The organism is Phytoactinopolyspora halotolerans (assembly GCF_010550675.1).
In the GTDB taxonomy this organism is placed as follows: domain Bacteria; phylum Actinomycetota; class Actinomycetes; order Jiangellales; family Jiangellaceae; genus Phytoactinopolyspora; species Phytoactinopolyspora halotolerans.
In genome coordinates this window covers 26,915-52,299 of sequence record NZ_JAAGOA010000018.1, presented here as the reverse complement: position 1 = coordinate 52,299, position 25,385 = coordinate 26,915, and the positions used below count along the sequence as shown (strand labels likewise).

24 protein-coding genes are annotated in these 25,385 nt (G+C 67.8%); 11 read left to right on the top strand and 13 right to left on the bottom strand.

What is annotated here, in order from left to right; all coding sequences use genetic code 11:
- Positions 1-126: 126 nt before the first annotated feature.
- The 3 genes from G1H10_RS22465 to G1H10_RS22455 all read right to left on the bottom strand — a co-directional run bounded on the left by G1H10_RS22465 (position 127) and on the right by G1H10_RS22455 (position 3,015).
- Positions 127-1,302: a thiolase family protein gene (locus G1H10_RS22465; RefSeq protein WP_163741952.1), complete on the bottom strand. Its 1,176-nt coding sequence runs from the start codon at positions 1,300-1,302 to the stop codon at positions 127-129.
- A gap of 133 nt (positions 1,303-1,435) precedes the next feature.
- Positions 1,436-2,215 carry a CoA-transferase subunit beta gene (locus tag G1H10_RS22460; protein ID WP_163741950.1) on the bottom strand — a complete coding sequence of 260 codons (780 nt, stop codon included), beginning with the start codon at positions 2,213-2,215 and terminating at the stop codon, positions 1,436-1,438.
- On the bottom strand, positions 2,212-3,015 hold the full coding sequence (locus tag G1H10_RS22455; protein ID WP_163741948.1) for a CoA transferase subunit A: 804 nt from the start codon (positions 3,013-3,015) through the stop codon (positions 2,212-2,214). Before G1H10_RS22455 ends, G1H10_RS22460 begins: the two co-directional genes overlap by 4 nt.
- Before the next feature lie 158 nt (positions 3,016-3,173).
- Here G1H10_RS22455 and G1H10_RS22450 point away from each other — a divergent pair, with 158 nt between their 5' ends.
- From G1H10_RS22450 to G1H10_RS22440, 3 genes are read left to right on the top strand one after another with little or no spacing between them, the layout of a single operon-like run.
- Positions 3,174-4,334 carry a 4-hydroxybenzoate 3-monooxygenase gene (locus G1H10_RS22450; protein WP_163741947.1) on the top strand — a complete coding sequence of 387 codons (1,161 nt, stop codon included), beginning with the start codon at positions 3,174-3,176 and terminating at the stop codon, positions 4,332-4,334.
- Between the two features lie 51 nt (positions 4,335-4,385).
- Positions 4,386-5,603, top strand: coding sequence for a glutamate--cysteine ligase (locus G1H10_RS22445; protein ID WP_163741945.1), 1,218 nt, complete (start codon positions 4,386-4,388; stop codon positions 5,601-5,603).
- A 45-nt stretch (positions 5,604-5,648) separates the two neighbouring features.
- Complete coding sequence (locus G1H10_RS22440; RefSeq protein WP_163741943.1) at positions 5,649-6,818, top strand: amidohydrolase; 1,170 nt, start codon at positions 5,649-5,651, stop codon at positions 6,816-6,818.
- Between the two features lie 49 nt (positions 6,819-6,867).
- On the opposite strand, the gene G1H10_RS22435 is transcribed toward G1H10_RS22440, so the two are convergent.
- From G1H10_RS22435 to G1H10_RS22415, 5 genes are all read right to left on the bottom strand, one after another.
- Entirely contained in the window at positions 6,868-7,251 is a 384-nt protein-coding gene (locus G1H10_RS22435; protein ID WP_163741942.1) for a hypothetical protein, read from the bottom strand.
- Positions 7,252-7,347: 96 nt separating this feature from the next.
- Positions 7,348-8,181 (bottom strand): ABC transporter ATP-binding protein, encoded by an 834-nt coding sequence (locus G1H10_RS22430; protein ID WP_163741940.1) that lies wholly within the window; start codon positions 8,179-8,181, stop codon positions 7,348-7,350.
- Positions 8,178-9,050 carry an ABC transporter permease gene (locus tag G1H10_RS22425; RefSeq protein ID WP_216853563.1) on the bottom strand — a complete coding sequence of 291 codons (873 nt, stop codon included), beginning with the start codon at positions 9,048-9,050 and terminating at the stop codon, positions 8,178-8,180. Before G1H10_RS22425 ends, G1H10_RS22430 begins: the two co-directional genes overlap by 4 nt.
- Before the next feature lie 2 nt (positions 9,051-9,052).
- Entirely contained in the window at positions 9,053-9,865 is an 813-nt protein-coding gene (locus G1H10_RS22420) for an ABC transporter permease (RefSeq protein WP_163741938.1), read from the bottom strand.
- Positions 9,866-9,904: 39 nt separating this feature from the next.
- A complete protein-coding gene (locus tag G1H10_RS22415; protein WP_216853562.1) occupies positions 9,905-11,140 on the bottom strand; it encodes an ABC transporter substrate-binding protein in 1,236 nt (411 codons plus the stop codon).
- 352 nt (positions 11,141-11,492) lie between these two features.
- Here G1H10_RS22415 and G1H10_RS22410 point away from each other — a divergent pair, with 352 nt between their 5' ends.
- Genes G1H10_RS22410 through G1H10_RS22390 form a run of 5 tightly spaced genes read left to right on the top strand, consistent with a single transcriptional unit; the run spans position 11,493 to position 16,483 of the window.
- Positions 11,493-12,233, top strand: a complete 741-nt coding sequence (locus G1H10_RS22410) for an MHYT domain-containing protein (RefSeq protein ID WP_163741936.1) — start codon at positions 11,493-11,495, stop codon at positions 12,231-12,233.
- Positions 12,234-12,252: 19 nt separating this feature from the next.
- Positions 12,253-15,015: a nitrate- and nitrite sensing domain-containing protein gene (locus G1H10_RS22405; protein WP_163741934.1), complete on the top strand. Its 2,763-nt coding sequence runs from the start codon at positions 12,253-12,255 to the stop codon at positions 15,013-15,015.
- A 20-nt stretch (positions 15,016-15,035) separates the two neighbouring features.
- Complete coding sequence (locus G1H10_RS22400; protein WP_216853561.1) at positions 15,036-15,464, top strand: roadblock/LC7 domain-containing protein; 429 nt, start codon at positions 15,036-15,038, stop codon at positions 15,462-15,464.
- Positions 15,465-15,474: 10 nt separating this feature from the next.
- Complete coding sequence (locus G1H10_RS22395; RefSeq protein WP_163741932.1) at positions 15,475-15,852, top strand: DUF742 domain-containing protein; 378 nt, start codon at positions 15,475-15,477, stop codon at positions 15,850-15,852.
- A complete protein-coding gene (locus tag G1H10_RS22390; RefSeq protein ID WP_163741929.1) occupies positions 15,833-16,483 on the top strand; it encodes a GTP-binding protein in 651 nt (216 codons plus the stop codon). The genes G1H10_RS22395 and G1H10_RS22390 overlap by 20 nt, the downstream gene beginning before the upstream one ends.
- 117 nt (positions 16,484-16,600) lie before the next feature.
- On the opposite strand, the gene G1H10_RS22385 is transcribed toward G1H10_RS22390, so the two are convergent.
- From G1H10_RS22385 to tsaB, 4 genes are all read right to left on the bottom strand, one after another.
- Complete coding sequence (locus G1H10_RS22385; RefSeq protein ID WP_216853560.1) at positions 16,601-18,400, bottom strand: glycoside hydrolase family 3 protein; 1,800 nt, start codon at positions 18,398-18,400, stop codon at positions 16,601-16,603.
- Between the two features lie 124 nt (positions 18,401-18,524).
- On the bottom strand, positions 18,525-19,580 hold the full coding sequence (gene tsaD, locus G1H10_RS22380) for a tRNA (adenosine(37)-N6)-threonylcarbamoyltransferase complex transferase subunit TsaD (RefSeq protein ID WP_163741927.1): 1,056 nt from the start codon (positions 19,578-19,580) through the stop codon (positions 18,525-18,527).
- Positions 19,581-19,628: 48 nt separating this feature from the next.
- Complete coding sequence (rimI, locus tag G1H10_RS22375) at positions 19,629-20,084, bottom strand: ribosomal protein S18-alanine N-acetyltransferase (protein ID WP_216853559.1); 456 nt, start codon at positions 20,082-20,084, stop codon at positions 19,629-19,631.
- Between the two features lie 41 nt (positions 20,085-20,125).
- Positions 20,126-20,821 carry a tRNA (adenosine(37)-N6)-threonylcarbamoyltransferase complex dimerization subunit type 1 TsaB gene (tsaB, locus tag G1H10_RS22370; RefSeq protein WP_163741923.1) on the bottom strand — a complete coding sequence of 232 codons (696 nt, stop codon included), beginning with the start codon at positions 20,819-20,821 and terminating at the stop codon, positions 20,126-20,128.
- A gap of 110 nt (positions 20,822-20,931) precedes the next feature.
- On the opposite strand from tsaB, the gene G1H10_RS22365 reads away from it, so the two are divergent.
- From G1H10_RS22365 to G1H10_RS22355, 3 genes are all read left to right on the top strand, one after another.
- The gene (locus G1H10_RS22365) at positions 20,932-21,930 is read left to right on the top strand and encodes an acetylxylan esterase (protein ID WP_163741921.1); all 999 of its coding nucleotides are present in this window, start codon (positions 20,932-20,934) and stop codon (positions 21,928-21,930) included.
- Between the two features lie 689 nt (positions 21,931-22,619).
- Positions 22,620-23,024, top strand: a complete 405-nt coding sequence (locus G1H10_RS32515; protein ID WP_216853557.1) for a DUF234 domain-containing protein — start codon at positions 22,620-22,622, stop codon at positions 23,022-23,024.
- 59 nt (positions 23,025-23,083) lie between these two features.
- Complete coding sequence (locus G1H10_RS22355) at positions 23,084-24,241, top strand: acyl-CoA dehydrogenase family protein (RefSeq protein WP_163741919.1); 1,158 nt, start codon at positions 23,084-23,086, stop codon at positions 24,239-24,241.
- A gap of 367 nt (positions 24,242-24,608) precedes the next feature.
- On the opposite strand, the gene G1H10_RS22350 is transcribed toward G1H10_RS22355, so the two are convergent.
- Entirely contained in the window at positions 24,609-25,286 is a 678-nt protein-coding gene (locus G1H10_RS22350) for an HAD family hydrolase (RefSeq protein WP_163741917.1), read from the bottom strand.
- Positions 25,287-25,385 lie beyond the last annotated feature (99 nt).

Here is a 25,385-nt window from a genome sequence, read left to right as displayed (position 1 = left end):
AGTGTTGCCGGCGGTCTGTCTGCGATCTGTGTACGGTCCGTCTGCGGTGTCTATCTGCGGTCTGTCGGCGTCCGTCCGCGGTCCGCCCGCGTTCCACGTCATGCCTCATTCCTCATGCCTCATGCTTCATGCCTCTAGGACGACGGCGAGTCCTTGGCCCACGCCGATGCACAGCACCGCCAATCCCCAGCCGCCTCCCCGCCGGCGCAGCTCATGGGCGAGCTGGGCGAGGATCCGGCCGCCGGAGGCGCCGAGCGGATGGCCGATGGCGATCGCGCCGCCGTTGACGTTGACGATCTCGGGGTCCAGCTCCGGCCACTCGGCCAGGCAGGCGAGGGATTGGGCGGCGTAGGCCTCGTTCAGCTCGACGACGCCGAGGTCCGCCCAGCCGATCCCGGCCCGCTTCAGCGCGGTCTCGGCTGCCCGCACCGGGCCGATGCCGAACACGTCCGGATCGACACCGGCGGCACCGCGCGCCGCGATCCGCGCCAGCGGCGTCGCTCCGAGCCGGTCGGCCGCGGTCTGGTCGCCGAGCAGCAGCGCCGACGCACCGTCGTTCAGCGGCGACGCGTTGCCGGCGGTCACGGTGCCATCCGGCCGGAACGCGGGCGCCAGCTTGGCCAGCTTCTCCAGCGACGTGTCGGTGCGGATGCCCTCGTCCCGGACGAGGTCGGTGCCGGGCACCGGCGTCACATGGGTGTCGTAGAAGCCGGCGTTCCAGGCGGCGTCGGCGAGCTGGTGGCTGCGGAGCGCGAACCGGTCCTGCTCGTCGCGGCCGATGCCGTATCGCTCGGCGAGGATCTCGGTACTCTCGCCGAGCGAGACCGTCCATTCCTTCGGCATCGCCGGATTCGTCAACCGCCACCCGAGGGTGGTCGAGTGCAGCGTCTCCGCCCCGGCCGGGAAGGCCTTCGACGGCTTGGGCAGCACCCACGGCGCCCGGCTCATCGACTCCACGCCGCCGACGACGACGAGCGACGCGTCGCCGACCATGATCATCCGGGATGCCTGCATCGCCGCATCCAGGCTCGATCCGCAGAGCCGGTTCACCGTGGTGCCCGGCACGGTGGTGGGCCAGCCGGCCAGCAGCGCCGCCATCCGGCCCACGTTCCGGTTGTCCTCGCCCGCCTGGTTGGCCGCACCGAACACGACGTCGTCGACGTCGGCCGGATCCAGACCCGTCCGCACGCCGACCGTACGCAGCACGTGCGCGGCCAGATCGTCCGGGCGGACGTCGGCCAGCCCTTTGCCGTACCGGCCGAACGGTGTACGCACCGCATCCAGGATGTACGCGTCGTTCACCGTATCTCCCTCGCCCGATGACCCTCCACGTTCGCACAGCGTCCCCGATGGGATGCGGGTTTGGTGCGTCCTGGCGCACCAAACCCGCATCCCATCGCCGGGCGTTCCGGCCGACGACGCGTGCGACGCATGCCTATCTCCCCGCGTTCGTGCCGATGGTGGACTGCAACGCCCGGAGCGTACGCAGCTCCACGTCCGTCGGCGGCGGTGTGGTCTCCAGGTCCGGCGAGACGCGCAGCTCCCAGCCGGTCGCCTCCCGCACCTGCTCAACCTCCACGCCCGGATGGACGCCGGTCAGCACCAACTCCTTCGTCTCCGGGTCGGGCCGCAACATGCCGAGGTCGGTGACGACCAGGGTCGGGCCTGCGCCGGGAAGGCCGAGGCGGGCCCGTTCGGCGCCGTCCCGGCCGTGTCCCACGGACGTCACGAAGTCGACCTTCTCCACGAAGCTGCGCCGGCTCTGCCGCACGACGACGAACACCTCCCGGCACGAGGCCGCGATCTCCGGCGCGCCGCCCGCCCCGGGCAGCCGCACCTTGGGGTTGCCGTACTCGCCGATGACCGTGGTGTTGATGTTGGCGAATCGGTCCAGCTGCGCCGCGCCGAGGAACCCCACGTCGATCCGCCCCGGCTGCAGCCAGTAGTTGAACACCTCCGGCACGCTGACGACGGCGTCCGCCGTCTCACCGAGGACGCCGTCACCGATGGACAGTGGCAGCCGATCCGGTTTGGCACCGAGCGCGCCGGCCTCGTAGATCAGGTTCAGGTTGGGCGCGCGGGTGCGGCGCGCGAGGTTCGCCGCGGTGGAGGGCAGGCCGATACCGACGAAGCACGACGCGCCGTCGCGCAACGCCCGCGCAGCGGCGACGGACATCATCTCGTCCGTGCTGTAGGTGGTGTCCGTGCCCGTCATACCCGCACCTCCCGGCCTATCCAGGCCTCGAACGTGTCCCGGTCCCGGCTGATGGCGTCCCACTCCTGGTAGTACGCGTTGTCCCGATCCGAGTATCCCTGCGCGTACGACGGATGCGCCCCGCCCGGGACCTCGGCGACATAGGTGACGGCCCACGACGGCAGTACCAGCTCTCCCGGGACGGGGCTGAGCTCGTCGACGACCTCTTCGACCGTGACGATGCTGCGGGCCGACGCCAGGACGGCTTCCTTCTGCACCCCGACGAGCCCCCACATCTGCACGTTTCCGGCACGATCGGCGCGCTGGGCGTGGATGACCGCCACGTCCGGGTTGAGCGCCGGCACCGCCGCCAGCCGCTCGGACGTGAACGGGCAGGTGATGTGTGTGATGGTGCCGGTCACTGTGGGAAGGTCCGTGCCGGCATACCCTCGCAAGACCGCGAACGGCAGCCCGGACGCACCCGCCACGTAGCGGTTGGCCATGCCGGCGTGGCTGTGCTCTTCCAGCTCCAGCGGCACCGGCCAGGCGTTTTCGACGGCATCCCGGAACCGGTGCAACGAGCCGACACCCGGGTTGCCGCCCCACGAGAAGACCAGCTTGCGTGCACACCCGGCACCGATGAGCTGGTCATAGACGATATCCGGGGTCATCCGCACCAGGGTGAGGTCCCGTCGGCCCTGTCGGATGATCTCCTGGCCGGCCGCGACCGGAATCAGGTGTGTGAAGCCCTCCAGGGCCACCGTGTCGCCGTCGTGCACCGCCGACGCGACGGCCTCGCCCAACGCCACCACTTCAGCCACGGCCGCTCCCATTGTTCGTTATTCGTACGCCCGTTCTCTGAACGAACATAGACGGAGACCACGTGCGCGTCAACTCACCCGCGTCGCTTCACCGATCGTCGTACGTATAGCGCACTTTCGTTCTTGATTCGAACACACGGCGGCGCTACCGTCGGTCTATGCATACACACGTCGGCATCGTCGGCGCGGGTCCCGCAGGACTGCTCCTCTCCCACCTGCTCCATCTGCACGGCATCTCGTCGGTGGTGCTGGAGGCGCGTACCCGCGACCACATCGAGCATCGGGTGCGCGCCGGCGTACTCGAACAGGGCACCGTCGACATCCTCCGCGAGGCGGGGGTGAGCGCCCGGATGGACGCGGAGGGCAAGCGCCACGAGGGCATCGAGCTCCGCTTCGACGGCGAGCCCCATCGGATTCCGATGACCGAGCTGACCGGCCGCGCTATCACCGTCTACGGGCAGCAGGAGGTCGTCAAGGACCTGGTGGCGCGGAGGCTCGATGACGGTGCGGACATCCGATTCGAGGTCGCCGACGTCCGGATCGACGGTCTCACCGGTGACCGCCCCACCATCAGATTCCGGCACGGTGCCACCGAGCAGGAGCTGAGCTGCGACGTGATCGCCGGCTGCGACGGCTTCCACGGCGTGTGCCGGCCGTCCGTGCCGGCCGGTGAACTCACCGTCTACGAGCGCGAATATCCGTTCGGATGGCTGGGCATCCTGGCCGAGGCGAAGCCCGCCATCGACGAGCTGATCTACTGCCTGCACGACGAGGGCTTCGCCCTCTACAGCATGCGCTCGGACCATGTCTCCCGGCTCTACCTGCAGGTGTCCGCCGACGAAGACATCGCTGCGTGGCCGGACGAGCGGATCTGGTCCGAACTCGCCACCCGATTCCGGCTGGCCGGCTCGGACTGGCGTCCGAACGAGGGCCCCATCTTCGATAAGGGCATCACCGGAATGCGCAGCTTCGTCACCGAACCCATGCAGTACGGGCGGCTGCTACTGGCCGGTGATGCCGTGCACATCGTCCCGCCCACCGGGGCGAAAGGGCTCAACCTCGCGGTGAACGACGTCTGGATCATGGCCCGCGCACTGGATGCCTGGTTCAATCACGGCGACGACGAGCCGCTGCACCACTACAGCCGCGATGCGCTGCGACGAGTCTGGCGGGCACAACATTTCTCCTGGTGGATGACGTCGATGCTGCATCGGTTCGGCGACGACCCGTACGAGCTCCGGCTGCAGATCGCCCAGCTGAACAACGTCGTCGAGTCGACCGCTTACGCGACCGCACTGTCGGAGAACTACGTCGGGTGATCTTTCCGGTTTGCTATTCCATGATCCCTTTCTCCATGTCACACTCCAAAGATGGGGATCCCATTTACGCCGTCAGATCGAGCAAGTCTGGGCGTCGAGTGGGAACTGCAGCTGATCGATCCGGAGAGCCGTGAGCTGACCTCCGGAGCCGTGGAGATCCTCGCGGACATCTGCCCGGCGGACGCTGACGAGCACCCCAAAGCCAAACACGAACTCTTCCAGTCCACCATCGAGGTGATCACGGGCGTCTGCGCCGATGTCGCCGAGGCGCGGGCCGATCTGGCCGAGACCGTCGACACGGTCAGCCGGGCAGCCGCCCGGCGCGGGCTCGGCGTCATCTGCGCCGGAACTCATCCGGTCACCAGCTGGGCCACCCAGGACATCACCCCGAAGCCGCGTTATCGGCAACTCGTCGAGCAGCTGCAATGGCTCGCCCGCAGGCTGCAGATCTTCGGCGTACACGTCCATGTCGGTATCCGGTCGCCACAGAAGGCGATCCCCATCGTCAACGCGCTCACCTTCTACCTGCCGCATTTCCTGGCGCTGTCCGCATCGTCGCCGTACTGGGTCGGGCACGATACCGGGCTCGCGTCGTCGCGGAGCAAGGTCTTCGAGACGCTGCCGACAGCGGGCCTGCCGTACCAGCTCTCCGGCTGGGACCAGTTCGAGAGCTTCATGCAGACGCTGATCTCCGCACAGACCGTCGAATCGGTCCGGGAGGTGTGGTGGGACGTCCGGCCGCACCCCGACTTCGGCACCGTCGAGCTCCGCGTCTGCGACGGTTCGCCGACCCTGGACGAGGTGACCATCATCGCCGCCCTGGCACAATGCCTGGTCCACCGGCTCGATCACGAACTCGACCGCGGCTACACGCTGCCCAATCCGCAGAGCTGGGTGGTGCGGGAGAACAAGTGGCGGGCGGCCCGCTTCGGCGTCGACGCCGAGATCATCATCGACGAAACCGGCAGCACTGTCCCGCTGCGGCAAGCGATTCTCGATTTGACCGACGATCTTGCGCCGATTGCGCGTAGACTCGGCTGCGCTGATGAGCTCGCGCGGGTCGAGCACCTGTTGCGGATCGGCGCGAGCTATCAGCGCCAACGAGCGATAGCGGAGGCCAACGACGGAGACCTGACCAAGGTCGTCGACAGCCTCCTCGAAGAGATGACCACTGGACTGATCGTGCCGTCTGACGGGCAGCCGCGGCCGGCGCAGGTCCCGTTTCCGCGGTACGCCACAAGCGACCTCGGGCGAGACGCGCTGGCCTGAGCGCCGTGGGGGCACCTCACCGGCAGGACAACGAGGCATACATACGTGACCGACAACTGGCTCGCGAGCTGGGTGCGTTCTCATCATGACGAACTGGTAGCCGTGCGCCGCCAGATCCACGCGTACCCCGAGCTCGGATTCAACGAACACGCGACGACAGACCTGGTCCGCGAGCGGCTGATCAAGGCCGGGCTGCAGCCGCGTGTGCTGCCGCGTGGCACCGGCCTGGTGGTGGACGTCGGCTCCGGGCCGCGCACCGTCGCCGTACGGGCGGACATGGACGCACTGCCGCTCGCCGATCTCAAGGACGTGCCGTACCGGTCCACCGTCGACGGCGTGTGCCACGCCTGCGGGCACGACGCGCACACCACGATCGCCCTCGGGACGGCGCTGGCCCTGGCCGACGCCCCGGATCTGCCGGGGCGGGTACGGGTGATCTTCCAACCGGCCGAGGAGAAGATGGGCGGCGCGCGCGAGGTGATCGCCGCCGGGGAGATGGACGGCGTCGACCGCGTGTTCGCCCTGCACTGCGATCCCCGGCTGAAAGTCGGTCAGGTGGGGATCAAGCTGGGCCCGATCACCGCGGCCTGCGATCTGATCGACGTGCGCGTGCTCGGCCCGGGCGGCCACACCGCCCGCCCGCATCTGACCGTCGACGTGGTGGACGCGCTCGCCCGGATCGCCGTGGACACGCCCACGCTGCTGGCGCGCCGCGCAGACGTGCGCGCTCGGCTGCTGCTGACGTGGGGCGCCATCCAGGCCGGCGACGCACCGAACGCGATCCCCGGGGAAGGCGTGCTCAAGGGCACGTTGCGGGTCTTGGACCACGCCGCGTGGGCGGAGGCGGAGAAGAACTTCCACTCCATCGTCTCCGACGTCGCGGCCGCCTGTGGCGCCACCGTCGAGGTGAACTACGAGCGCGGAGTCCCGCCGGTGATCAACGACGACACGTGCGTGCAGCTGATGCGCGACGCTGTCACGTCTGAACTTGGCGCGGACGCCGTGGCCCGGACCAACACGAGCATGGGCGGCGAGGACTTCGCCTGGTACGGCGAGCATGCACCGCTGGCCATGGCCCGGCTCGGCGTCCACTCCGACGGTGAGATGCACGACATCCACCAGGGCAGCTTCGACATCGACGAACGCGCGCTCGGCGTCGGCGTACAGACCCTGACTCGCACCGCCCTGAACGCCTGCGCGGCGCCACACCCATGATCATGAACACTTACCGTGCTATGTGAACGGTAAGTGTTCATGATCATGGTCAGTCGCCGCCGAGGATGTCGGAGAGCGAGACCGAGTCCTCGCCGGGGCGGATCTCCTCGACCCAGTACTTGCGGGCGATGGCGTCGATCTCGTCCTCCATGACACCGTTCAGGTGGATGACGTTCTCGGTGGTGCCGCGGATCCGGCCGTAGCTCTGCATCTCGAGGATGTGGAACCGCTCCGGCGGGAAGCCGAGTTCGACGTCGATGGAGTACTGGCCGCGCCGGTCCGGCTCGTCCGTGACCCCGTCGGCGATCTTCCCGCCCGCGCTGGCCGTGAGCCACACCTGGTAACCGACGATCAGCACGATCAGTCCGATCAGGGTTCGACCGCCGATGGTGCCGATCAACGTGCGACCGATCCGCGCCAGCAGCATCACCATGGCACCTCCACCGTCGCCGCGCTCATCGCCGCGCCCATCGTCGTCGCGGCCATCCTCGGCGGCTCCACGTCCATCGCGCAGCGATGCATGTGCGCCTCAGCCCTCACCTACGGCTCCGGCGGCCGCCGACGTCTCGGGAGCGTCCTCGGACTCGTCGGCGTTCGGCTCCCCTGCGGCGAGCAGATCCGTGAGGTAGGTGACGGTGTGCCGGAAGTCGGGGTTGTCGAGGGCCGAACGCCAATGCCGTGGGCGCTCCAAAGGAACCGTCACGATCTCGGCCACCTGACTGGGCCGGGAGCTGAGAACGACCACGCGATCGGCCAGGAACACCGCCTCGTCCACGTCGTGGGTGACGAAGAAGACAGTCGGCCGCTTCGTCTCGAAGATGCCGGTGAGCTCCTCCTGGAGCTTGCGACGGGTCTGCGCGTCCACGCTCGCGAACGGCTCGTCCATGAGCATGACCTCGGGCTCGTTGGCCAGCACGCGTGCGACGCCGAGCCGCTGCTGCATGCCCCCGGACAGTTCGTGCGGGTACTTGGCCTCGAACCCCTGCAGGCCGACCAACTCCAGGTACTGGTGTGCGACGGCCTCCCGGTCGGCGCGTGGGACGCCGCGCATGCGCAGTCCGAAGGTGACGTTGCCCAGCACCGTCTTCCACGGGAACAGCGCGAAGCTCTGGAAGACGACGCCACGCTCCGGCGACGGCCCGTCCACCTGCTTCCCGCCGACCAGCACGCTCCCGCTGGTCTGTGTGTCGAACCCCGCGACGATGTTGAGCACGGTGGTCTTCCCGCAACCGCTCGGACCCAGCACCGAAACGAACTCGCCCTGCTCGATGCTGAAGGACACGTCGCCGACCGCGACCACGGTCTGCCCGGTGTAGGCGTCGACGAACTCCTTGTGCAGGTTGCTGATCTCGAGTGTCCTCATCGGCCTGCCTCCGCGGTCCGGATCATGCCCCAGCGCTCGATGGTGCGTCGTTCGAACGGCGCCAGGACCAGGGCATCCAGGGCGAACCACAACACGCCCAGCACGATCATCCCGACGAACACGCCGGTCACCTCCTGCGCTCTGCGGGAATCGAACATGAGGAACCCTACGCCGCTGGTTCCCACGATGATCTCCGCCGCGATCAGCGCCCGCCAGCCGTAGCCGAGGCCGGTGCGGATGCCGGTGGCCACGGCGGGCAGCGCCCCCGGCAAGATCACCTCGGTGAACACCTGCAGCCGCCCGGCACCGAGGCTGCGGGCCGCACGTACGACATCTCGCGGTACCTGTTCGACGCCGGACACGATGCTGATCATCAACGGGAAGACGATGGTGTAGACGATCACGAACGTGACCGCGGTCAGGCTGAAACCGAACCAGACGATCACGATCGGCAGCCAGGCGATGTCGGCGATGGCCTGGAAGAACATCAGCAACGGCCAGGTGAGTTTCCTCGCCCAGGCCGACATGGCGACGATGAACCCGGCCGGGACGCCGATCAGCATGCCGAAGAGGACACCGTAGAAGAGCCGTTCCAGCGAGTCGCCCAGATACGCAGGGAGGATCCCCTTCGCGATCAGTTCATCGAACTTCTCGAAGACGGTACCCGGGCCGACGAAGAACGCCGACGGGAAGACCTCCAACTCGGCGATGATCCACCACAGCAGGATCACGGGCACGAACGGCCCGAAGGTGCGCACGACCCGGTTCTCGCCCATGCGCACCAGCCAGGGCCTGAACCGCGCCTTCGGCGGACCGGGTTTCGGATGCGGCTGTCCGGCACCGGACGTCGACGGTGTGATGTTCGTCATAGTTACAGGTTCACCGCCTTCATGCCCCACCGCTCGACGGTCCTGCGCTCCAGCGGCGCGAGCAGAGCGCGGTCGATCACCAGCCACAACGCCCCGATGATGATCATGCCGGCGATGATGATGTCGGTGCGGAAGTACTTCTGAGCCAGGAAGATCGAATAACCGAGGCCGGCGCTGGCCGCGATGATCTCCGCCGCGACCAGCCCGCGCCAGCCGTAGCCGAGGCCGACTCGAAGGCCGGTGACGATGTTCGGCAACGCCCCCGGCAGCAGCACCTCGACGAACATCCGATGCCGCGGCGTGCCCATGCTGCGCGCGGCGCGGATGAGCTGAGTGGGGATGCGTTGCACACCGAGCATCGTGTTGTACGCCAGAGCGAAGAACATGGCGTTCCAGACGATGAAGACGACGGCGCGTTCCCCGTAGCCGAGCCAGAGCGTGGCAAACGGTATCCACGCGATTCCGGCCAGCGCCACCGAGAACCTCAGCAACGGTGCGAAGAAGGCCGCCGCCACCCGGCTGGAACCGAGCAGCACACCGAACGGGATGCCGGTCAGCAGCGCCGCGATCACGCCGAGGCCCATCCGGCGCAGGCTGGCGCCGGTGTGTGTGAACAGGTCGCCGGAGCGCCACATCTCCGCGAACGCCGATGCGACGTCGGTCACCTGGGGAAAGATCCGCCGTTCCACCCCGGACAGCTCGACCGCGATCGCCCAGATCACGGCCAGCGCCACGAACGGAACGGCGAACCAGAAGGCCGCCGAGAGCCGGCGGGGCAGGTGACCGCCCCGTCGGCTCGCCGGCGTCGCCGTCACGGCCGTCCTCCTACGACGACGGCCCGGCTCGAGACGAGGTCAGCCCTGCGGGCAAGCACTCTCGGCTTCTCCACGGACGAAGGTGTAGTCCGGTGTGATCTGCGCCTCCTGCGGGATCTCCGGCAGGTCATCGAAGAGCTCCGGGTTCCTCTCCATGACGCTGAGGATCGGTCCCGGCATGAAGTGATCGTTGACGTCGTACGTGCCGTCGATCGCTTCCATGTCGTTGAACAGCTGGATGGTGGTGTCCAGCGCCAGGTAGTTACAGGCCGAGAACCTCGGGTCCAGCTGGATGACGTTGTACTGCATGGCTTCCTCGGCCACCTCGATCTCGGTGTCCGGAACCCACCGCGTGGTGACCTCGGCCGCCTCGTCCGGGGTCTCGCGCATCCAGTGGTCGGCTGCGGCACGCGCCGTCAGGAACGCCTCCACCGTCTCCGGGTTGCTCTCGGCGTACTCCCTGGTAGAGACGATGTAACCGATGTACGCGATGTAGCCGCCACCGCGTACCGCCTCGAAGACGCCGTCCACGTCGTTCCGGATCGTGATCGGCCACGGGTCCCACGCGATCGCCGCGTCCAGGCTGCCGGTCTCCATCGCCACTGCCATCTCCGGCGGAGGCGTGTTCACGATCTCCACATCATCCGCCGACATGCCGTTCTCCTCCAGGAGACCCAGCAGGTACATGTGGTTGATCGATCCGATCGACACACCGACGCTCTTACCGGCCAGCGTGGTCAGGTCGTCCGGGTCGATCTCGGACTCGGCGGTGGCCACCATGGCCATCGTCTCGTCGATGCCGAGCTGGCTGGAGCTTCCCGAGTAGTTCCCGAGGTAGACCAGGTCCATCCCCTCCAGCACCGCGTTGATGCTCGGGGTACCGACCTGTACGAAGTCGACGTCGCCGGCGTCGAGCGCGGTCAGTGCGTCCACGCCGGTGGGGAACGGGTCGGCGAGCGTCACGTCGAGATTGAGTTCGTCGTAGAAACCGAGATCCTGAGCGATGGCGACGCCCATCTGGTCCACCGCCGAGACATACCCGACGTTGACCTCGGTCAGCTCCGGGAGTGCGGGCAGATCGCCGCCCTCTTCGCCGTCGCCGTCGTCGGTGCTGTCGTCTTCCCCCTCGGCGTCGCCCTCGTCGGCGCCGCCGTTCTCCTCCTGAGTCGATGCGTCCTCATCGGACGAATCATCGTCAGACCCACACGCCGCAGCGAGCATCATCACTGCAGCGCTGCCCGCGAGCGCTGTCCGTAACCGCGCAGAACGAGACACTTTACCTCCTTGTTGGCACAGGTAAACCCAAATTTCGCAATCGCGAGAAACGTCCCAATTGACCCCAGAATGCTCGACCCTAGGGCCGCCCCCTTCCGGTGTCAACCATCAGCCGAACGTCGGCCGAACGAGCCAAACCTTCCCGATTGCGAAACGGACCACCTGCTCACAGTGGACCAGCGCCCCCGCTCGCCGGGATCCTGTCTAGCACACATCGGCGAACCGAAGATTTACACCCAGACCTTGATCGTGACGAGCGGATTTGTCATAGTGTGTCCGGCTAAAACACGGGGGTTCGCGAGGTAAAGGGCTACGCGTGGAGCAACTGGACGATTTCTTTCAATACGGCCCCGTGACCGCCATTGTCGCGTTTGTCATGGCGTGCGTCGGCGCTGGCCTGGGCTTTCGCTGCTTGGTGCGAGCCGTCGAGACGCGCGGGCTGACGGGTGTCCGATGGCTGCTCACCGCCGCCGTCGCGATAGGCGCCGGGATCTGGACGATGCACCTGATCGCGATCCTCGGCTTCGCCGTCGACGGGACACCGGTGCGGTTCGACATCCCGCTGACGTTGCTCAGCCTGCTCGTCGCCGTCGTCGTCGTCGCGGCAGGTGTCTTCGTCGTCGGCCGCGACTCGTCCCGGACTCGAGGTGTGCTGCTCGGCGGCATGGCCATCGGACTCGCCATCTCCGGGATGCACGTCGTCGGTATGCGCGCCACCGAGATCCACGGCACGTTGAGCTACGACCCCGTGCCGATAGCGGTCGCCGTGGTGATCGCCATCAGCGTGTCGACCCTGGCGCTGGCCGCAGGCTTCCTGATGAGCAGCGTCCGCGGCACCGCGCTGGCGGCGATCCTGCTGGGGCTCGCCGCGACCGCGGCGGAATACACCGGATTCTTCGGCCTCGAGCTCGAGATCACCCCGGGGACGTCCGTCCTTCCTGGCGCGAGTGCGGAAGAGTTCATCTTCCCGTTCATTGTTGTATTCGGTTCATTCCTGTTCCTGAGCTCGGCTTTCGTCGCCCTCTCCCCGATCCGGCAGACAGGGGTCGCCGCCGGCGCCCCAGCAGCCGCGCCGGGACGAGGATCCAACTAGCAACTGAACGAGGCAACCTATGACTGAACGCCATGACGAGGCGTACGACCAGCGTGCCGGCGACGGCAGGGGCCGTGGCGATGCAGATCAGCCGACCGAAGAGGCCCCGGCGGTCACCGGCGAGTTCGATCAGATCGGGTCCGGCCCGGACGGTGACGAGGCGGATTCCGACGACGATGTGACGCCGCGATCCGGCCGGCACGCGTCGCGCCGTGCGGCGGCCGCGCGGGAGAAGCCGTCCGGCTCGCGCGGGCCTCGCTCCATCCGCGCGAAGATCGTCATGGTGCTGATGGTCCCGGTCATCTCCCTGATGGCGCTGTGGGGGTTCGCCACCGTCACCACCGCGCAGAACGTCTCCGAGCTGCAACAGCTGAAGGACGTCAACGACACGCTGCTGCGGCCGATCAACGAGTACGTGACGGCCGTCCAGGCCGAGCGGGTGGCGGCGGCACGATACCTGACCGCGCCGGACGAGGGTGCCGAGTCGCTGGAGGCCGCCGGCCAGGAGACCGACACCGCCGTCAACGCCCTCCGCGCCGGGATCGCCGACAGCAGCACGGACGCGGCCGAGCTCGACCCACGCCTGCCCGGCCGGATCGAGGCCCTGGTGGCCACCGCCGATTATCTACCCACCATCCGGCAGTCCGTCGTCGACGGCCAGGTCAGCTGGATCGCCGCCTTCGACGCGTACACGGAGACGGTCGGCAACGCCTTCGACGTCACCGGCGTCCTCACCCAGATGGACGCGCCCGGCGTCGACTTCGACCCCCGCGTCGTGCTGGAGCTCTCGCTCGCGCGTGAGATGGTCGCCCAGCAGGACGCCGTGATGCTCTCCACCTTCGACGCCGAGGTCATGACCCAGGCACAGTTCTCGGCGCTGACCGACGCGATCCAGAACTCCCGGGCGATGCTCTGGACCGAGGTCGACGACCCGCGCCCGTCCGCCGAGCAGGCATACCGCGACATCCTGGACAGCGACGCGTACCAGGACCTGCTGGCCATGCAAGACGAGCTGCTGCTCTCCCAGGCCGGATACACGATCGTCGGGCTGGTCTCCCAGGACGAGTGGACGTCGGACTCCGCCATCGTGCAGCGCGAGCTCGCGGCCGGCGAGGCCCGCGTCACCACGATCGCCGCGCAGGACGCGAACCTGTTCGGCTACGACGTCCTCGGCACCGCAGGCATCGCGGTCGTCATCGGTCTGGTCGGTGTCATCCTGTCGCTGCTGATCTCGGTGCTGATCGGTCGTGGACTCGTCGTCGAGCTCGCCGGCCTGCACAACTCCGCCATGGACATCGCACGCCGGAAGCTGCCCGCGACCCTGCGCAAGCTGAACTCGGGCAAGAAGGTCGATCTCGAGACCGAGGCTCCGGTGGTGCAGCTCCGCGACGACGAGATCAGCCAGGTGGCGGAATCGCTCAACGCGCTGCACCGGTCCGCGGTACAGGCGGCGATCGAGCGTTCCGACGTCCTGAAGGGCATCTCCGGTGTTTACGTCTACCTCGCCCGCCGCAGCCAGGTGCTGCTGCACCGGCAGCTCTCCCTGCTGGACAGCATGGAGCGGCGGATCGAGGACCCGGACCAGCTGGAGGATCTGTTCCGGCTGGATCACCTCACCACCCGCATGCGCCGGCAAGCGGAGAGCCTGATCATTCTCTCTGGTGTGGCACCGGCCCGCGGGTGGCGCAACCCGGTGCCGATGATGGACGTGGTCCGCGCGGCCGTCGCCGAGGTGGAGGACTTCACCCGGGTCGACGTCACGGCGGTGCCCGAGGTGAAGATCGCCGGCACGGCCGTCGCCGACCTCACGCACCTGATCGCCGAGCTGGTGGAGAACGCCGTCATCTTCTCCCCGCCGCACACGCACGCGACCGTCCGCGGTGAACTGGTCGGCACCGGTCTGGCGCTGGAGATCGAGGACCGCGGCCTGGGCATGAGCAAGCAGGCGATGAAGGACGCGAACCGCAGGATCCGGGAGACCGACCAGGTCGACCTGTTGGAAGCCGACCAGCTCGGGTTGTTCGTGGTCAACCGGCTCTCCCGGCGACACAACATCGAGGTGACGCTGCAGCGCTCTCCGTACGGCGGGGTGACGGCCATCGTGCTGATCCCGAACCATCTGCTGGATCGGACCGCGCCGACGCCAGAAGGGCTGCAGGGCCCGGAGCCGACGGTCACCATCGAGCAGACGCAACTCGCGGCCGTCGGCGCCCTGCCCGCACCGCGGACCAACGGCTCTGACCAGCCGGTGCACCCGGACGAGCCCGACCATGCGGCCGAACCGGCCATGCAGCCGAACCACGCGGGCCAACCCAACCATGCAGGCCAGCCCAACTACGCGGGTCAGCCCGGCCCCGCTGGTCAGCCCAACTACGGGGGTAAGCCGGGCCGCGCCGGTCAGCCGGGCCCCGCCGGCCAGCCAGGCCCCGCCGGTCGGCCCGGCCATGCGGTTCCGTCCGGACCTTCCGATCCCGGCGGGCGCGACGTGGGCCCTGGTTCGGCTCCGGCCTCGCATCCGGATCAGCCCCCGCACGAGCCCAGTTACGCGGCGCAACGCCCGGTTGCGCAGCAAGCGGCGGACGGCGAGTTGAATGACCTGCCGCGACGGGTCCGGAAGGCCAGCCTCCGGCCCGAGCTGCGCAACTCGCCGCCGCCACCACCGCCGGGCACGGGCGGAAGCGATAACGTCAACCTCTCTCGTTCCCCCGAGGAGGCACGTGCGACACTCTCAGCGCTGCGGAACGGGTGGCTCCGCGGGCAGTCTGAGACGGATCAACAGTGACCATACAAGGGAGAAAACTGATGACCGAGCCGACGCAGACATCGGGTGAGCTCAACTGGCTGCTCGATGAACTCGTGGGTCGCGTGGCGCAGATCCGGCACGCGGTCGTGCTGTCGGGCGATGGCCTGCCGGTCGGCGCGTCGAGCCAGCTGACCAGGGAGAACCGGGAACGCTTCGCGGCTATCGCCTCTGGCTTCCACAGCCTGGCGAAGGGCACCGCGCAGCATTTCGAGGCCGGAAGCGTGGTCCAGACGATGGTCGAACTCGAAGGTGGCTTCCTGTTCGTCGTCGCCGCCGGGGATCGCTCCTGCCTCTCGGTCTTCTGCGACTCGAACGCAGACATCGGACTCATCGCGTACGAGATGGCCAGATTGGTCAAGCAGGTCCACGAGCACCTTTACGTGCCGTCGCGGCCGGATCAGTTGGATTCCGCCTCAGCTCCGAAGTGAAGCGCTTGAGATGACTGACTCGACTCCACAGTGGTACGACGACGAGGCCGGACCCCTCGTGCGTCTCTACGCCATGACGGCCGGACGTGCGAGGAGTGTCGGCGAAACGGCGCTTGATCTGATGGCGACCATCGAGGCCAGCCCGATGGTGCCGGACAACCCGATGCTCTCCCCGGAGAAGTTGACCCTGCTACGGATCTGTCAGCGCCAGCCCCAGACGGTCACGGACATCGCGTCGGAGTCGAACCTGCCCTTGGGCGTGGTGCGAGTCCTGCTCGGTGACCTGATCGGCGCCGGGTACATCACTGTCAGCCGCCCGATCCAGCCCACACAGCTGCCCGACAGCCATATTCTCAAGGAAGTCCTCGATGGCCTCCGTGCACTCTAAGCCAGCTACCAACGGCGCTAATCCCCTGGTGGCGTTGAAGATCCTTGTCGCCGGGGGGTTCGGCGTGGGGAAGACCACCTTGGTCGGCTCCGTCAGCGAGATCCGCCCCCTGCACACCGAGGAGGCGCTGACCGGGGCGAGCCAGCCCGTCGACAACATCAACGGCGTGGAACAGAAGACCACGACGACCGTCGCCATGGACTTCGGCCGGATCACCATCCGGGACGGGCTGTGCCTGTACCTGTTCGGCACGCCGGGCCAGGATCGTTTCTGGTTCATGTGGGACGAACTGACCCAGGGAGCACTGGGCGCGGTGGTACTGGCCGACACCCGCCGGCTGGCGGACTGTTTTCCGGCCGTGGACTACTTCGAGCACCGGGACATCCCGTTCGTGGTGGGTGTGAACTGCTTCGAGGGATCGCGCCGGTACCAGCCTGATCAGGTGAGCAGCGCGCTCGACTTGGACGACGGAACGCCCGTCGTACTGTTCGACGCACGCGAACGAGACTCCGGCAAGCAGGTGCTCATCAGGCTCGTCGAGCACGTCAGTGAACGCTATCCGCAGCCGGAGCCGGTGGCCGCCGCCCAACAGCCCGGCGGCGCACTCCCGAAACGCCCCCTCCGCCAATAACACCCACCGACCGACGCCTAAATGATCATGTGAAGTAGGTTTCTTCGTGCACTACCATGCCTGCAGACATGGGGGTGCTGGCGAAAACCTACTTCACATGATCATTTAGGGCTCGGGTTAGGGGGCGTCGGGCGGGGCGGACGGGGTCTCTGTGCCGCGTGGGGCGCTGGGGCAGCCGAGCTGGTCGACGCCGTCGACGTCGGTAGGCAACCGCCCGTGCGCCGTCTCGGCTCCGCGCAGAACGTCGACCAGCGCGCGGAACGCCGCCGGGGTCCGCCCGTAGAGCGCGATCTTCGTCGACGCGTCGCTCCGTCCCAGCACGTACGGGGTATCGAGAGCGACGACGACGTCCCCGGCACCACTGCCGTCGGCGCCCGCGCCGAGCAGCCGCACCACATCGCCATCGTCGCTCACCGTGAGTCCCGCCGCCTGAGCCGCCTCGGTCAGCCGCGCGCGATCCTGCTCCTCGGCGCCGACCACCCGGATCGAGTCCCCGACGTACGGTCCATCGCAGCGCCCCGTCGCGACCGTGATCGCTTCCAACGATGCGCGGTAGGACAACTGCTCGTGCGCACCGATGCTGTCCTCGCCTGGCGCGTCGCCGCCCGCCTGCTGATGCAGCATGGTCGCCACTCCACGCGTCGCCGCCCGTTCCACTACCCGTTCGGCAAGCCGGCCATCGTCGACGGCGTCCACGATGGCCGCGTGCGCCGCTCGCACGTCGGCGGGCATCAGGACCAGGTCCGCCCCGGCCTCCAGTGCCCGGACGGCCGCGTCGCCGGCGCCGTACTCCTCCGTGATCGCCGCCATGTCCTGCGCGTCGGTGACCACCAGCCCGTCGAACCCGAGATCCGATCGGAGCAGGTCGACGACGTCCGCGGACAGCGACGACGGGACACCGGGGTCTACGGCCTGAACGTCGATGTGCCCCACCATGACCGCCGGCGCTCCGTCGTCCACGGCAGCTTGAAACGGGACGAAGTCATGCTCGCGTAGCCGGGCCAACGGCGCTTCCTGCACGGGTAGCTCTTCATGGCTGTCCGCCGGAACGGAACCGTGCCCGGGGAAGTGCTTCGCCACCGCGACGATACCGGCATCGGCGTACCCGCGCAGCGAGGCCGTGACCATCTCGCCCACCACACCCGGATCCGACGACGCCGAGCGGCTGCCGATGGTCGGATCGTCCGGCCCCGACGTGACATCGGCGACCGGGGCGAAGACCATCGTGAACCCCATCGCTCGGAGTTCCTCACCGCTGGCCCGTGCCACGTCGGTGGCCAGTTCCGCGTCCCGAGCCGCACCCAGGGCCATGTAGGTCGGGAACTCGGTCGCCGGAGAACGCACCCGGGCGACGGTCCCACCCTCCTGGTCGACGCCGACCATCACCGGATACGGGCGGCCGTCGGCTTCCTGCACCTCCTGCGTGACGTCGCGCAGCTGGTCCGGGTCGTCGATGTTGTCCCCCATGACGATCACACCGCCGAGGTTCAGTTCGGTGACGAGGTCGACCGGGGCGTCCAGGCCTGCATAGCCGGCCATGATCACCTGCCCAGCCAGTTCCTCGACGGTCATGTCGGCCACGATCGACTCGGCCTCGGCGAACTGCTCCTCGGTGGGGCCCCACGGCAGCCCCTCCGGCTCGACCGAGGGCGACGAACCGGTGTCGTGGCCGCTCGGGCTGCCGGTCTGATCGGCGGGGGAGCTCTCCGGCGCGGTCTCGGCTGGCGTGGTCGCCGCCGACGTCGTCGCAGGCGGATTGGCGCTCGACGGCTGATCGTCCGAACCGCACGCGGCCGCGACCAGGCCGATGCCCGCGAGCGACGCCAACAGTCGTCGGCGAACGTCCGTCGAACCATGTCGTGCTGCGGTCACCTGGTCATCACCGTCGTCGATGTCGTCGTCGATGTCATGGCCCATCCGGCCACACGCCTCTGCCACCCGCTCCGTCGCTGAAGAACCGTCGAACCCACCCGAAGAAGTCTGCCACGACCTCCGCGCCGGCGTCGCAGGTGCGCCCGGTGCCCTACGCCACGCCGGTCGTTCAGACCGCCACCTGGGTCACCGGCAGCGACGAATCGGTGGCGAAATCGAGCGAACTGGGCGGCAGACCGTGCTCCACGACGGCAGCACCGAGCGCCGCGATCATGGCGCCGTTGTCCGTGCACAACGAGAGGCGGGGCTGACGCAGCTCGATCCCCGCCGCAGCGCACCGCTCCCGGGTCAGGTCGCGGATCCGCGCATTGGCCGCGACGCCGCCGGCCAAGACCATGGTGCGCACACCTCGCTCGGTGCACGCGAGCACAGCTTTGTGAGTGAGAACATCGGCGACGGCCTCCTGGAACGCGGCCGCGACATCCGGAACCGGCACCGTCCGGCCCTCCCGTTCGGCCGTCTCCACCCACCGGGCGACCGCCGTCTTCAACCCGGAGAAGGAGAAGTCGTATCGATGCCGGCTCATGTCACGCTGACTGGTCAGGCCGCGCGGAAAGCGGATCGCGGCGGGGTCACCCTCGGCGGCAGCCCGCTGAATGTGCGGCCCGCCCGGATACTTCAGCCCGATCAGCCGGGCGACCTTGTCGAAGGCCTCCCCGGCGGCGTCGTCCAGCGTCTGCCCGAGCATCTCCGCCGCCGTGGCGATCTCGGTGACGTGCAGGATCTCCGTATGCCCGCCGGAGACGAGCAGGGCCACCACGGGCTCGGTCAGCGGACCGTTCTCGAGTTGCTCGGCGGCCACGTGCCCGACCAGGTGGTTCACCCCGTACAGCGGCTTGTCCAGCGCGAGAGCCAGTGACTTCGCCGCGGACACGCCGACCATCAGCGCGCCGGCCAGGCCGGGTCCGGCGGTGACCGCGATGGCGTCGACGTCGTCCAGCGTGACCTCGGCCTCGGTCAGCGCCCGTTCCAACGTCGGCACGATCGCCTGCAGGTGCGCCCGGCTGGCCACCTCCGGTACCACGCCGCCGAATCGTACGTGCTCGTCGACGCTGCTGGCGACCGCATTGGCCAGCAGCGTGGTGCCACGGACGAGGCCGACGCCGGTCTCGTCGCACGAGGTCTCGATGCCCAGAATCAGCGGTTGCTCAGCCACACCCAACAATGTATCCCGACACCATGTATCCCGATGGACGTCGCATCCCGACAGTCGTCATGGCAGGCTCTTCCGCATCACCAGCCCGTCCCGTCCGCCACCGTAGTAGCCACGACGGACGGCGATGCGCTCGAAGCCGTACTCGGTGTAGAACGCGATCGCGGCGTCGTTGTCGGAACGTACCTCGAGCATGATCGAGTCTGCCTGGCGCGCATGGGCCTCCCGGATCAACGCGTCCATCAGCACCGATCCGATACCGCGGCGCTGATGCTCGGGCGTGACGGCGATCGTCTGGATGTCCGCCGGCTCGCCCGGGATACCGGGAGCGCGCAGTCCGGCGTATCCGACGATCCGTCTCTCGGTCTGGGTCGTCGCGAGCTCGGCGACGATGTACCAGCGGGTCTCCGGCATCCGAGCCAGCTCGTCGTGGAACTGCGCCTCCGTCCACGGCGGGTCGCCGGCGAAGAGCAGCCGCTCAACCGGCAGCAGTGCCTCGACGTCCACGCTCCGCATGGGGCGGACCACTGCGTCCTGCGGAGCGCGCGCCATGTGCCTCAGTGCGCCGTACTACGCATGGAGGTCAATACGCTCTTGCGCGGTGACGGCGGAGCGACGTCCGGCCGGCGCAGATACATCGGCTCCGGGCTGACGATCGGAACAGCCTTCGATACCACCGCCGACGCGAGATCTCCGGCGGACGGATACTCGGGTTCGAGGACGGCCGCGAACGCTTCCGCGTACAGCAGCGCGCCCGCGCCGGCGGCTCGTAGCGGGGCGGACTTCACCTCCGCGGGCAGCGACGACGCGATATCGGCGGCAGGCCCGACCTGGGGCCCGGCTAACCGCTCACCGGTGGGCGCGTAGTAGGCCCAGTACACCTCCCGACGGCGGGCGTCGGTCGCCACGATGAACGGCATGCCCGCGTCGGCACCCGCGGCGCGCACCCCGTGGGCGATGATGTCCTGGCTGCATACGCCGATGACCGGGATGTCGAGCGCGGCCCCCAAGGTGCGCGCGGCGGCGAGTCCCACGCGCAGGCCGGTGAACGGCCCCGGCCCCACCCCCACGGCGATGTCAGTGAGGTCGCGCCGGTCTGCTCCGGCCTCGGCGAGCAGCCCGACGAGCGCCGGCGCGAGCAGCTCCGTGTGCCGGCGGGCGTCGACCGTCGTCGTCTCGGCGACGGTGCGGTCGCCGTCGTGAAGCGCAACCGTCACAGCGGGAGTCGAAGTGTCCATAGCCAACAGCAGCATGATCCCTTACGATACGCCGTCATCGTCGCTCATCATGAACGCAACGGCGCAACGGCACACGACCGCAGAGCCCGACGACGGTCCTGGCCGGGCCATGATGGACTTGCCCTATGCGCGCACCTTATGACGATTGGTTCGGACCGGACGCCTTCGACGCCACCTACGGATACGACGAGCACGCCCTGCGGCAGATCGGCGCACCCGATGAGCCGGCCGGCTTCGAGCGCTTCTGGCGTGAGCTGTATGTCCGGGCGCGGCAGGTCGATCCGGATCCGCAGCTGACGCCGGCCGGGTCCGCAGCCGAAACGGCCGCCGCCGCGGCGTTGGGTTGGGATCTCTATGACCTCACATTCGCCTCGCTGGGCGACGTGCGGCTCGGGGGATGGGTCGCGTTACCCAGCGATGGCCGGATCGAGCATGCGGCGGTGGTCAGCCACGGTTACGGTGGCCGCTCCGAGCCGGACCTGGAGGTGGTGCCGGCCGGGACAGCCGTCATCTTCCCGGTCTCCCGCGGCCTGCCGACACGCAGTCTGATGTCTGAGGTGCCAGAACACGGGGCCGGCCATGTGCTCGTCGGAATCGAATCGCCCGACACATACGTGCACGGCGGCTGCGCGGCCGATATCTGGTGCGCGGCCAGTGCACTGCTGGAGCTTCTGCCGCAGGCGCCCGCAACCCTGGGTTACATCGGCGGCAGCTTCGGCGGTGGCATCGGCTCGCTCGCGCTGCCGTGGGATGCGCGCTTCACGGCGGCGGCGCTGCATGTGCCGAGCTTCGGCAACCATCCGCTACGGCTCACCATGCCCTGCACCGGCAGCGGCGAGTCGGTGCGGACGTACGCCGCCGAGCATCCGGAGGTCCGTGACGTCCTGGCCTTTTTCGACGCCGCCACCGCGGCGCGCCACATCCGGATACCGACCGTTCTGGCGCCGGCGCTGTGGGACCCTGCCGTTCCACCGCCTGGTCAGTTCGCCGTATGCAATGCGGTGGCCGGCGAGAAGGAGGTCTTCGTCTTCAGCGCGGGCCACGCCGAGTATCCCGACGAGGTCGACGAGCACGATCAATTCGTCAAGCTGATACACGACCTCTTCCGCCGCCCGGTCGCCTGAAAGACCGTGACCTCCCGCGGCATCCGCTCGGCGCGGGCGCACATGCACCGCACATCACATGATTGAAGAAAAATATCCTCCACTGTCGATCACTGCACAGGAGTATCCGCTGTAAGACATTCACGTGCAATTCCTCAACAGAACCGACGAACTTGCCTTGCTGCACGACCGCATTGGCAGCAGCCAGGCAGAACTTCTCGTTCTGTACGGTCGCCGACGGATCGGAAGACCGAGTTGCTGTCCCACCTGGCGGCCGACAACCGGGCTCTGTACTTCGAGGCGACGGATACCGTGAAGGCAGAGCAGCTACGTGACGTATCCGCAGAACTCGCCCGCGTATCCGGCAATGAGCTACTCGCCGCACAGCCGCTGACGACCTGGGAAGCGGTGCTCACCGCGATAGCTCAACACGTCGGCAACGAGCGGACACTCGTCGTCTTCGACGAGTTTCAGTACCTCGGATATACCCCCGAGGATCATGTCCGCGCGTACTCCGTTTGCGGCGGAATACCCTATTACCTCGAACGATTCAACGACGCCCGCCCGCTAGCCGAACACCTCGTCTCCGAGATCTTCGAACGCACAGGTCTCCTTCACCAGGAGGCAGAACTGATGTTCCGCCAGTCGATACCCGACCCAGAAGCCAGCTCCGCACGAGTCGGCTCGCTGCCGCGTACGTTGACGAAACCGTGCTGCCGCAGCTGGATCATCATGCATCGCTGGCATGGGAGGAGATCTGCCGTGTGTACATCCTCCACACTGCCGAGGGCGTCAGCGACGTAGGCCGTTGGTGGGGGCAGGCACCCACGGGTGTCGACCGCAGGACCGAAGAACGCGAGATCGACGTCGTCGGCATCAACGGAAACCGCACACCGCTCGTGTTCGGCATGTGCAAATGGACCAACAACCACGTCGACTTCGACGACCTCAACCCGCTTGATCGGCTTGCTCAGCACGTCAAGGGCAGCACCGGAGCGGAGGATCGCTACCTCTTCTCCCGCAACGGCTTCAGTGAACGCCTGCGGGCTTACGCCGCCAATGACGAGCGCTGCCACCTTGTCACGCCCGACGACATCTGCGAGCGCTTTGCCTGAGCACCCTCGATCGAGGTCCCGCGCGCGGGCGTGTCGCTACTTGCCAGTAACATAAGGCCATGGATGCCGACTTCGATCTCTACCGGCTCTCTGACGAGCACGAGGCGATCCGAGAAGCCGCGCGCGAGATGTGCACCAGCAAAGTCGCTCCGCACGCGGCCGAGGTGGACGAGACCGCGCAGTTCCCGCAGGCCGCCTACGATGCGCTCCGCGCCACCGACTTCCATGCCCCGCACATCCCGGAGAAGTACGGCGGCGCCGGCGCCGATGCACTGGCCACCTGCATCGTCATCGAAGAGGTGGCTCGCGCCTGTGCGTCCAGTTCGCTGATCCCGGCAGTGAACAAACTCGGCACGATGCCCTTGTTGCTCGCCGGTTCGGACGACGTGAAGGCCCGGTACCTACCGCCGGTCGCCCGTGGCGAGGCGATGTTCTCCTACGGCCTCTCCGAACGCGAGGCCGGGTCCGACACCGCGTCGATGAAGACGCGTGCGACGCCCGACGGCGACGGCTGGGTGCTCAACGGCCAGAAGTCGTGGATCACCAACGCGGGAACGTCGACGTACTACACCGTGATGGCGGTGACCGACCAGGCCGCCGGCACCAAGGGCATCAGCGCGTTCGTCGTGGAGGACGGCGACGACGGCTTCTCCGTCGGGGCCCTGGAGCGCAAGCTCGGCATCAAGGGGTCGCCGACCCGGGAGCTACTGTTCGACAACTGCTACATTCCCGGGGACCGGCTGGTTGGAGAGCCGGGCGACGGGCTGAAGATCGCCCTGCGCACACTCGACCACACCAGGGTGACCATCGGCGCTCAAGCGGTCGGCATCGCCGACGGCGCGCTGGCCGCCGCCACCGGCTACGTCCGCGAGCGGCAACAGTTCGGCAGGGCCATCGCCGATTTCCAGGGCGTCCAGTTCATGCTCGCCGACATGGCCATGAAGGTCGAGGCCGCCCGCCAGATGGTCTACCGCGCGGCAGCAGCCAGTGAGCGCAACGAACCCCGGCTGTCCTTCCTAGGCGCTGCCGCCAAGTGTTTCGCCTCCGACGTCGCCATGGAGGTCACCACCGACGCGGTGCAGCTCTTCGGCGGGTACGGCTACACGCGCGACTACCCCGTCGAACGAATGATGCGCGACGCGAAGATCACCCAGATCTACGAGGGCACCAACCAGATCCAGCGCATGGTCATGGCCCGCCAACTGCTCAAGGGCTAGATTGATCTTGACATAACAGCTCAGACCTGCGCTCTTGTCCATGATCAGGCCGCCGTGAGGCCGTCTGACGTGTCAGGCCGCCGGACACCCTGTCCAAGCAGCGTAGGAGCGTAGAGGTGTCGCAGGCGTACACGCTCGCGGTATTCAATCTTCGCAGCTGCAATGCGCCCTGCCATAACAAGCTTGGTGAAGAGATCATCTGTGTAACCCGCCCGTTGCGCTCGTCGCGGACATCGTCACCACGAGGCCGCGTGCACGCAGTTCCTGGAGGGCGCGACCGATGGCGCCGATGGACACCCAGTACTTGACGAGTCCGGGCGCGCCCCTGCGACATCTCGGAAGGTGCCAGACCCGCTGGGTTCGTCCGTCAGAAGAAGTCCAGCAGTTCAGTCAGAGAGGCTATGGAAGGCACGTCGGCGCGTCCCGAGTCTCGACACAGCGCACGTCCTGCATAGCCGAGCCTGATCGCCGCCGCCACGAGCTCCGGGTCGTCGTCAACGAACAGACACTGAGCAGGCGCAAGACCGAGCGCGGCGCTTGCCGCGTGGTACATGCGCGGATCCGGCTTGTTGCAGCCAAGCTCGGCGGAGATTGCATACGCCTCAAAGAACTGCCCGATCCCGAGGCCGGCGTGAAGCTCGGGCAGGTCGGGCCAGGCATCCGACACCACGGCCATTCGTACTCTTCGTCGGCTCAGCTCTTGAAGGGTCGGCTCGACGTCAGGGTATGTCTCAAGGATGGCCGCTGCAGGTACGTCGCCTCGCAAGTCGGCCAGGAGTTGGGAGGTCGCCTCCACGCCGAGGTGGCGCAGCATCACCCGATGGTAATCGTCGTAGTCGGGTGTCGATGAGGAGGTGGCGAAGAAGTGGTCGCCTGCGTTGATGGCCGCTGTGAACTGCTGCGGTGTGATCGACGGGTCGTGAGCGAGGACAGTCTGCTCGAAGTCCGCTCTCGGGTTCCAACGGCCGCCGATCGGCCGTATGAGAACACCGCCCGAGTCGAACAAAACGGCACGAAGAGGGCTTGATGCACGTGGTTTGGCCATCGGCCCAGTCTGGTACACGGCAGCTCCACTGATCGATCAAGAAGTCGGACGGACTTCAGCCCTCGCGCCTGTGAGGTCTGCCCGCCAGTAGGCCCGAGA

Excerpts from the sequence above, each read along its gene's own strand:
- G1H10_RS22460 (WP_163741950.1), bottom strand. The coding sequence starts at position 2,215 with ATGACGGGCACGGACACCACCTACAGCACGGACGAGATGATGTCCGTC.
- G1H10_RS22450 (WP_163741947.1), top strand. The coding sequence starts at position 3,174 with ATGCATACACACGTCGGCATCGTCGGCGCGGGTCCCGCAGGACTGCTC.
- G1H10_RS22445 (WP_163741945.1), top strand. The coding sequence starts at position 4,386 with ATGGGGATCCCATTTACGCCGTCAGATCGAGCAAGTCTGGGCGTCGAG.
- G1H10_RS22435 (WP_163741942.1), bottom strand. The coding sequence starts at position 7,251 with ATGGTGATGCTGCTGGCGCGGATCGGTCGCACGTTGATCGGCACCATC.
- G1H10_RS22430 (WP_163741940.1), bottom strand. The coding sequence starts at position 8,181 with ATGAGGACACTCGAGATCAGCAACCTGCACAAGGAGTTCGTCGACGCC.
- G1H10_RS22425 (WP_216853563.1), bottom strand. The coding sequence starts at position 9,050 with ATGACGAACATCACACCGTCGACGTCCGGTGCCGGACAGCCGCATCCG.
- G1H10_RS22405 (WP_163741934.1), top strand. The coding sequence starts at position 12,253 with ATGACTGAACGCCATGACGAGGCGTACGACCAGCGTGCCGGCGACGGC.
- G1H10_RS22400 (WP_216853561.1), top strand. The coding sequence starts at position 15,036 with ATGACCGAGCCGACGCAGACATCGGGTGAGCTCAACTGGCTGCTCGAT.
- G1H10_RS22395 (WP_163741932.1), top strand. The coding sequence starts at position 15,475 with ATGACTGACTCGACTCCACAGTGGTACGACGACGAGGCCGGACCCCTC.
- G1H10_RS22390 (WP_163741929.1), top strand. The coding sequence starts at position 15,833 with ATGGCCTCCGTGCACTCTAAGCCAGCTACCAACGGCGCTAATCCCCTG.
- G1H10_RS22385 (WP_216853560.1), bottom strand. The coding sequence starts at position 18,400 with ATGGGCCATGACATCGACGACGACATCGACGACGGTGATGACCAGGTG.
- rimI (WP_216853559.1), bottom strand. The coding sequence starts at position 20,084 with ATGCGGAGCGTGGACGTCGAGGCACTGCTGCCGGTTGAGCGGCTGCTC.
- tsaB (WP_163741923.1), bottom strand. The coding sequence starts at position 20,821 with ATGCTGCTGTTGGCTATGGACACTTCGACTCCCGCTGTGACGGTTGCG.
- G1H10_RS22365 (WP_163741921.1), top strand. The coding sequence starts at position 20,932 with ATGCGCGCACCTTATGACGATTGGTTCGGACCGGACGCCTTCGACGCC.
- G1H10_RS22355 (WP_163741919.1), top strand. The coding sequence starts at position 23,084 with ATGGATGCCGACTTCGATCTCTACCGGCTCTCTGACGAGCACGAGGCG.
- G1H10_RS22350 (WP_163741917.1), bottom strand. The coding sequence starts at position 25,286 with ATGGCCAAACCACGTGCATCAAGCCCTCTTCGTGCCGTTTTGTTCGAC.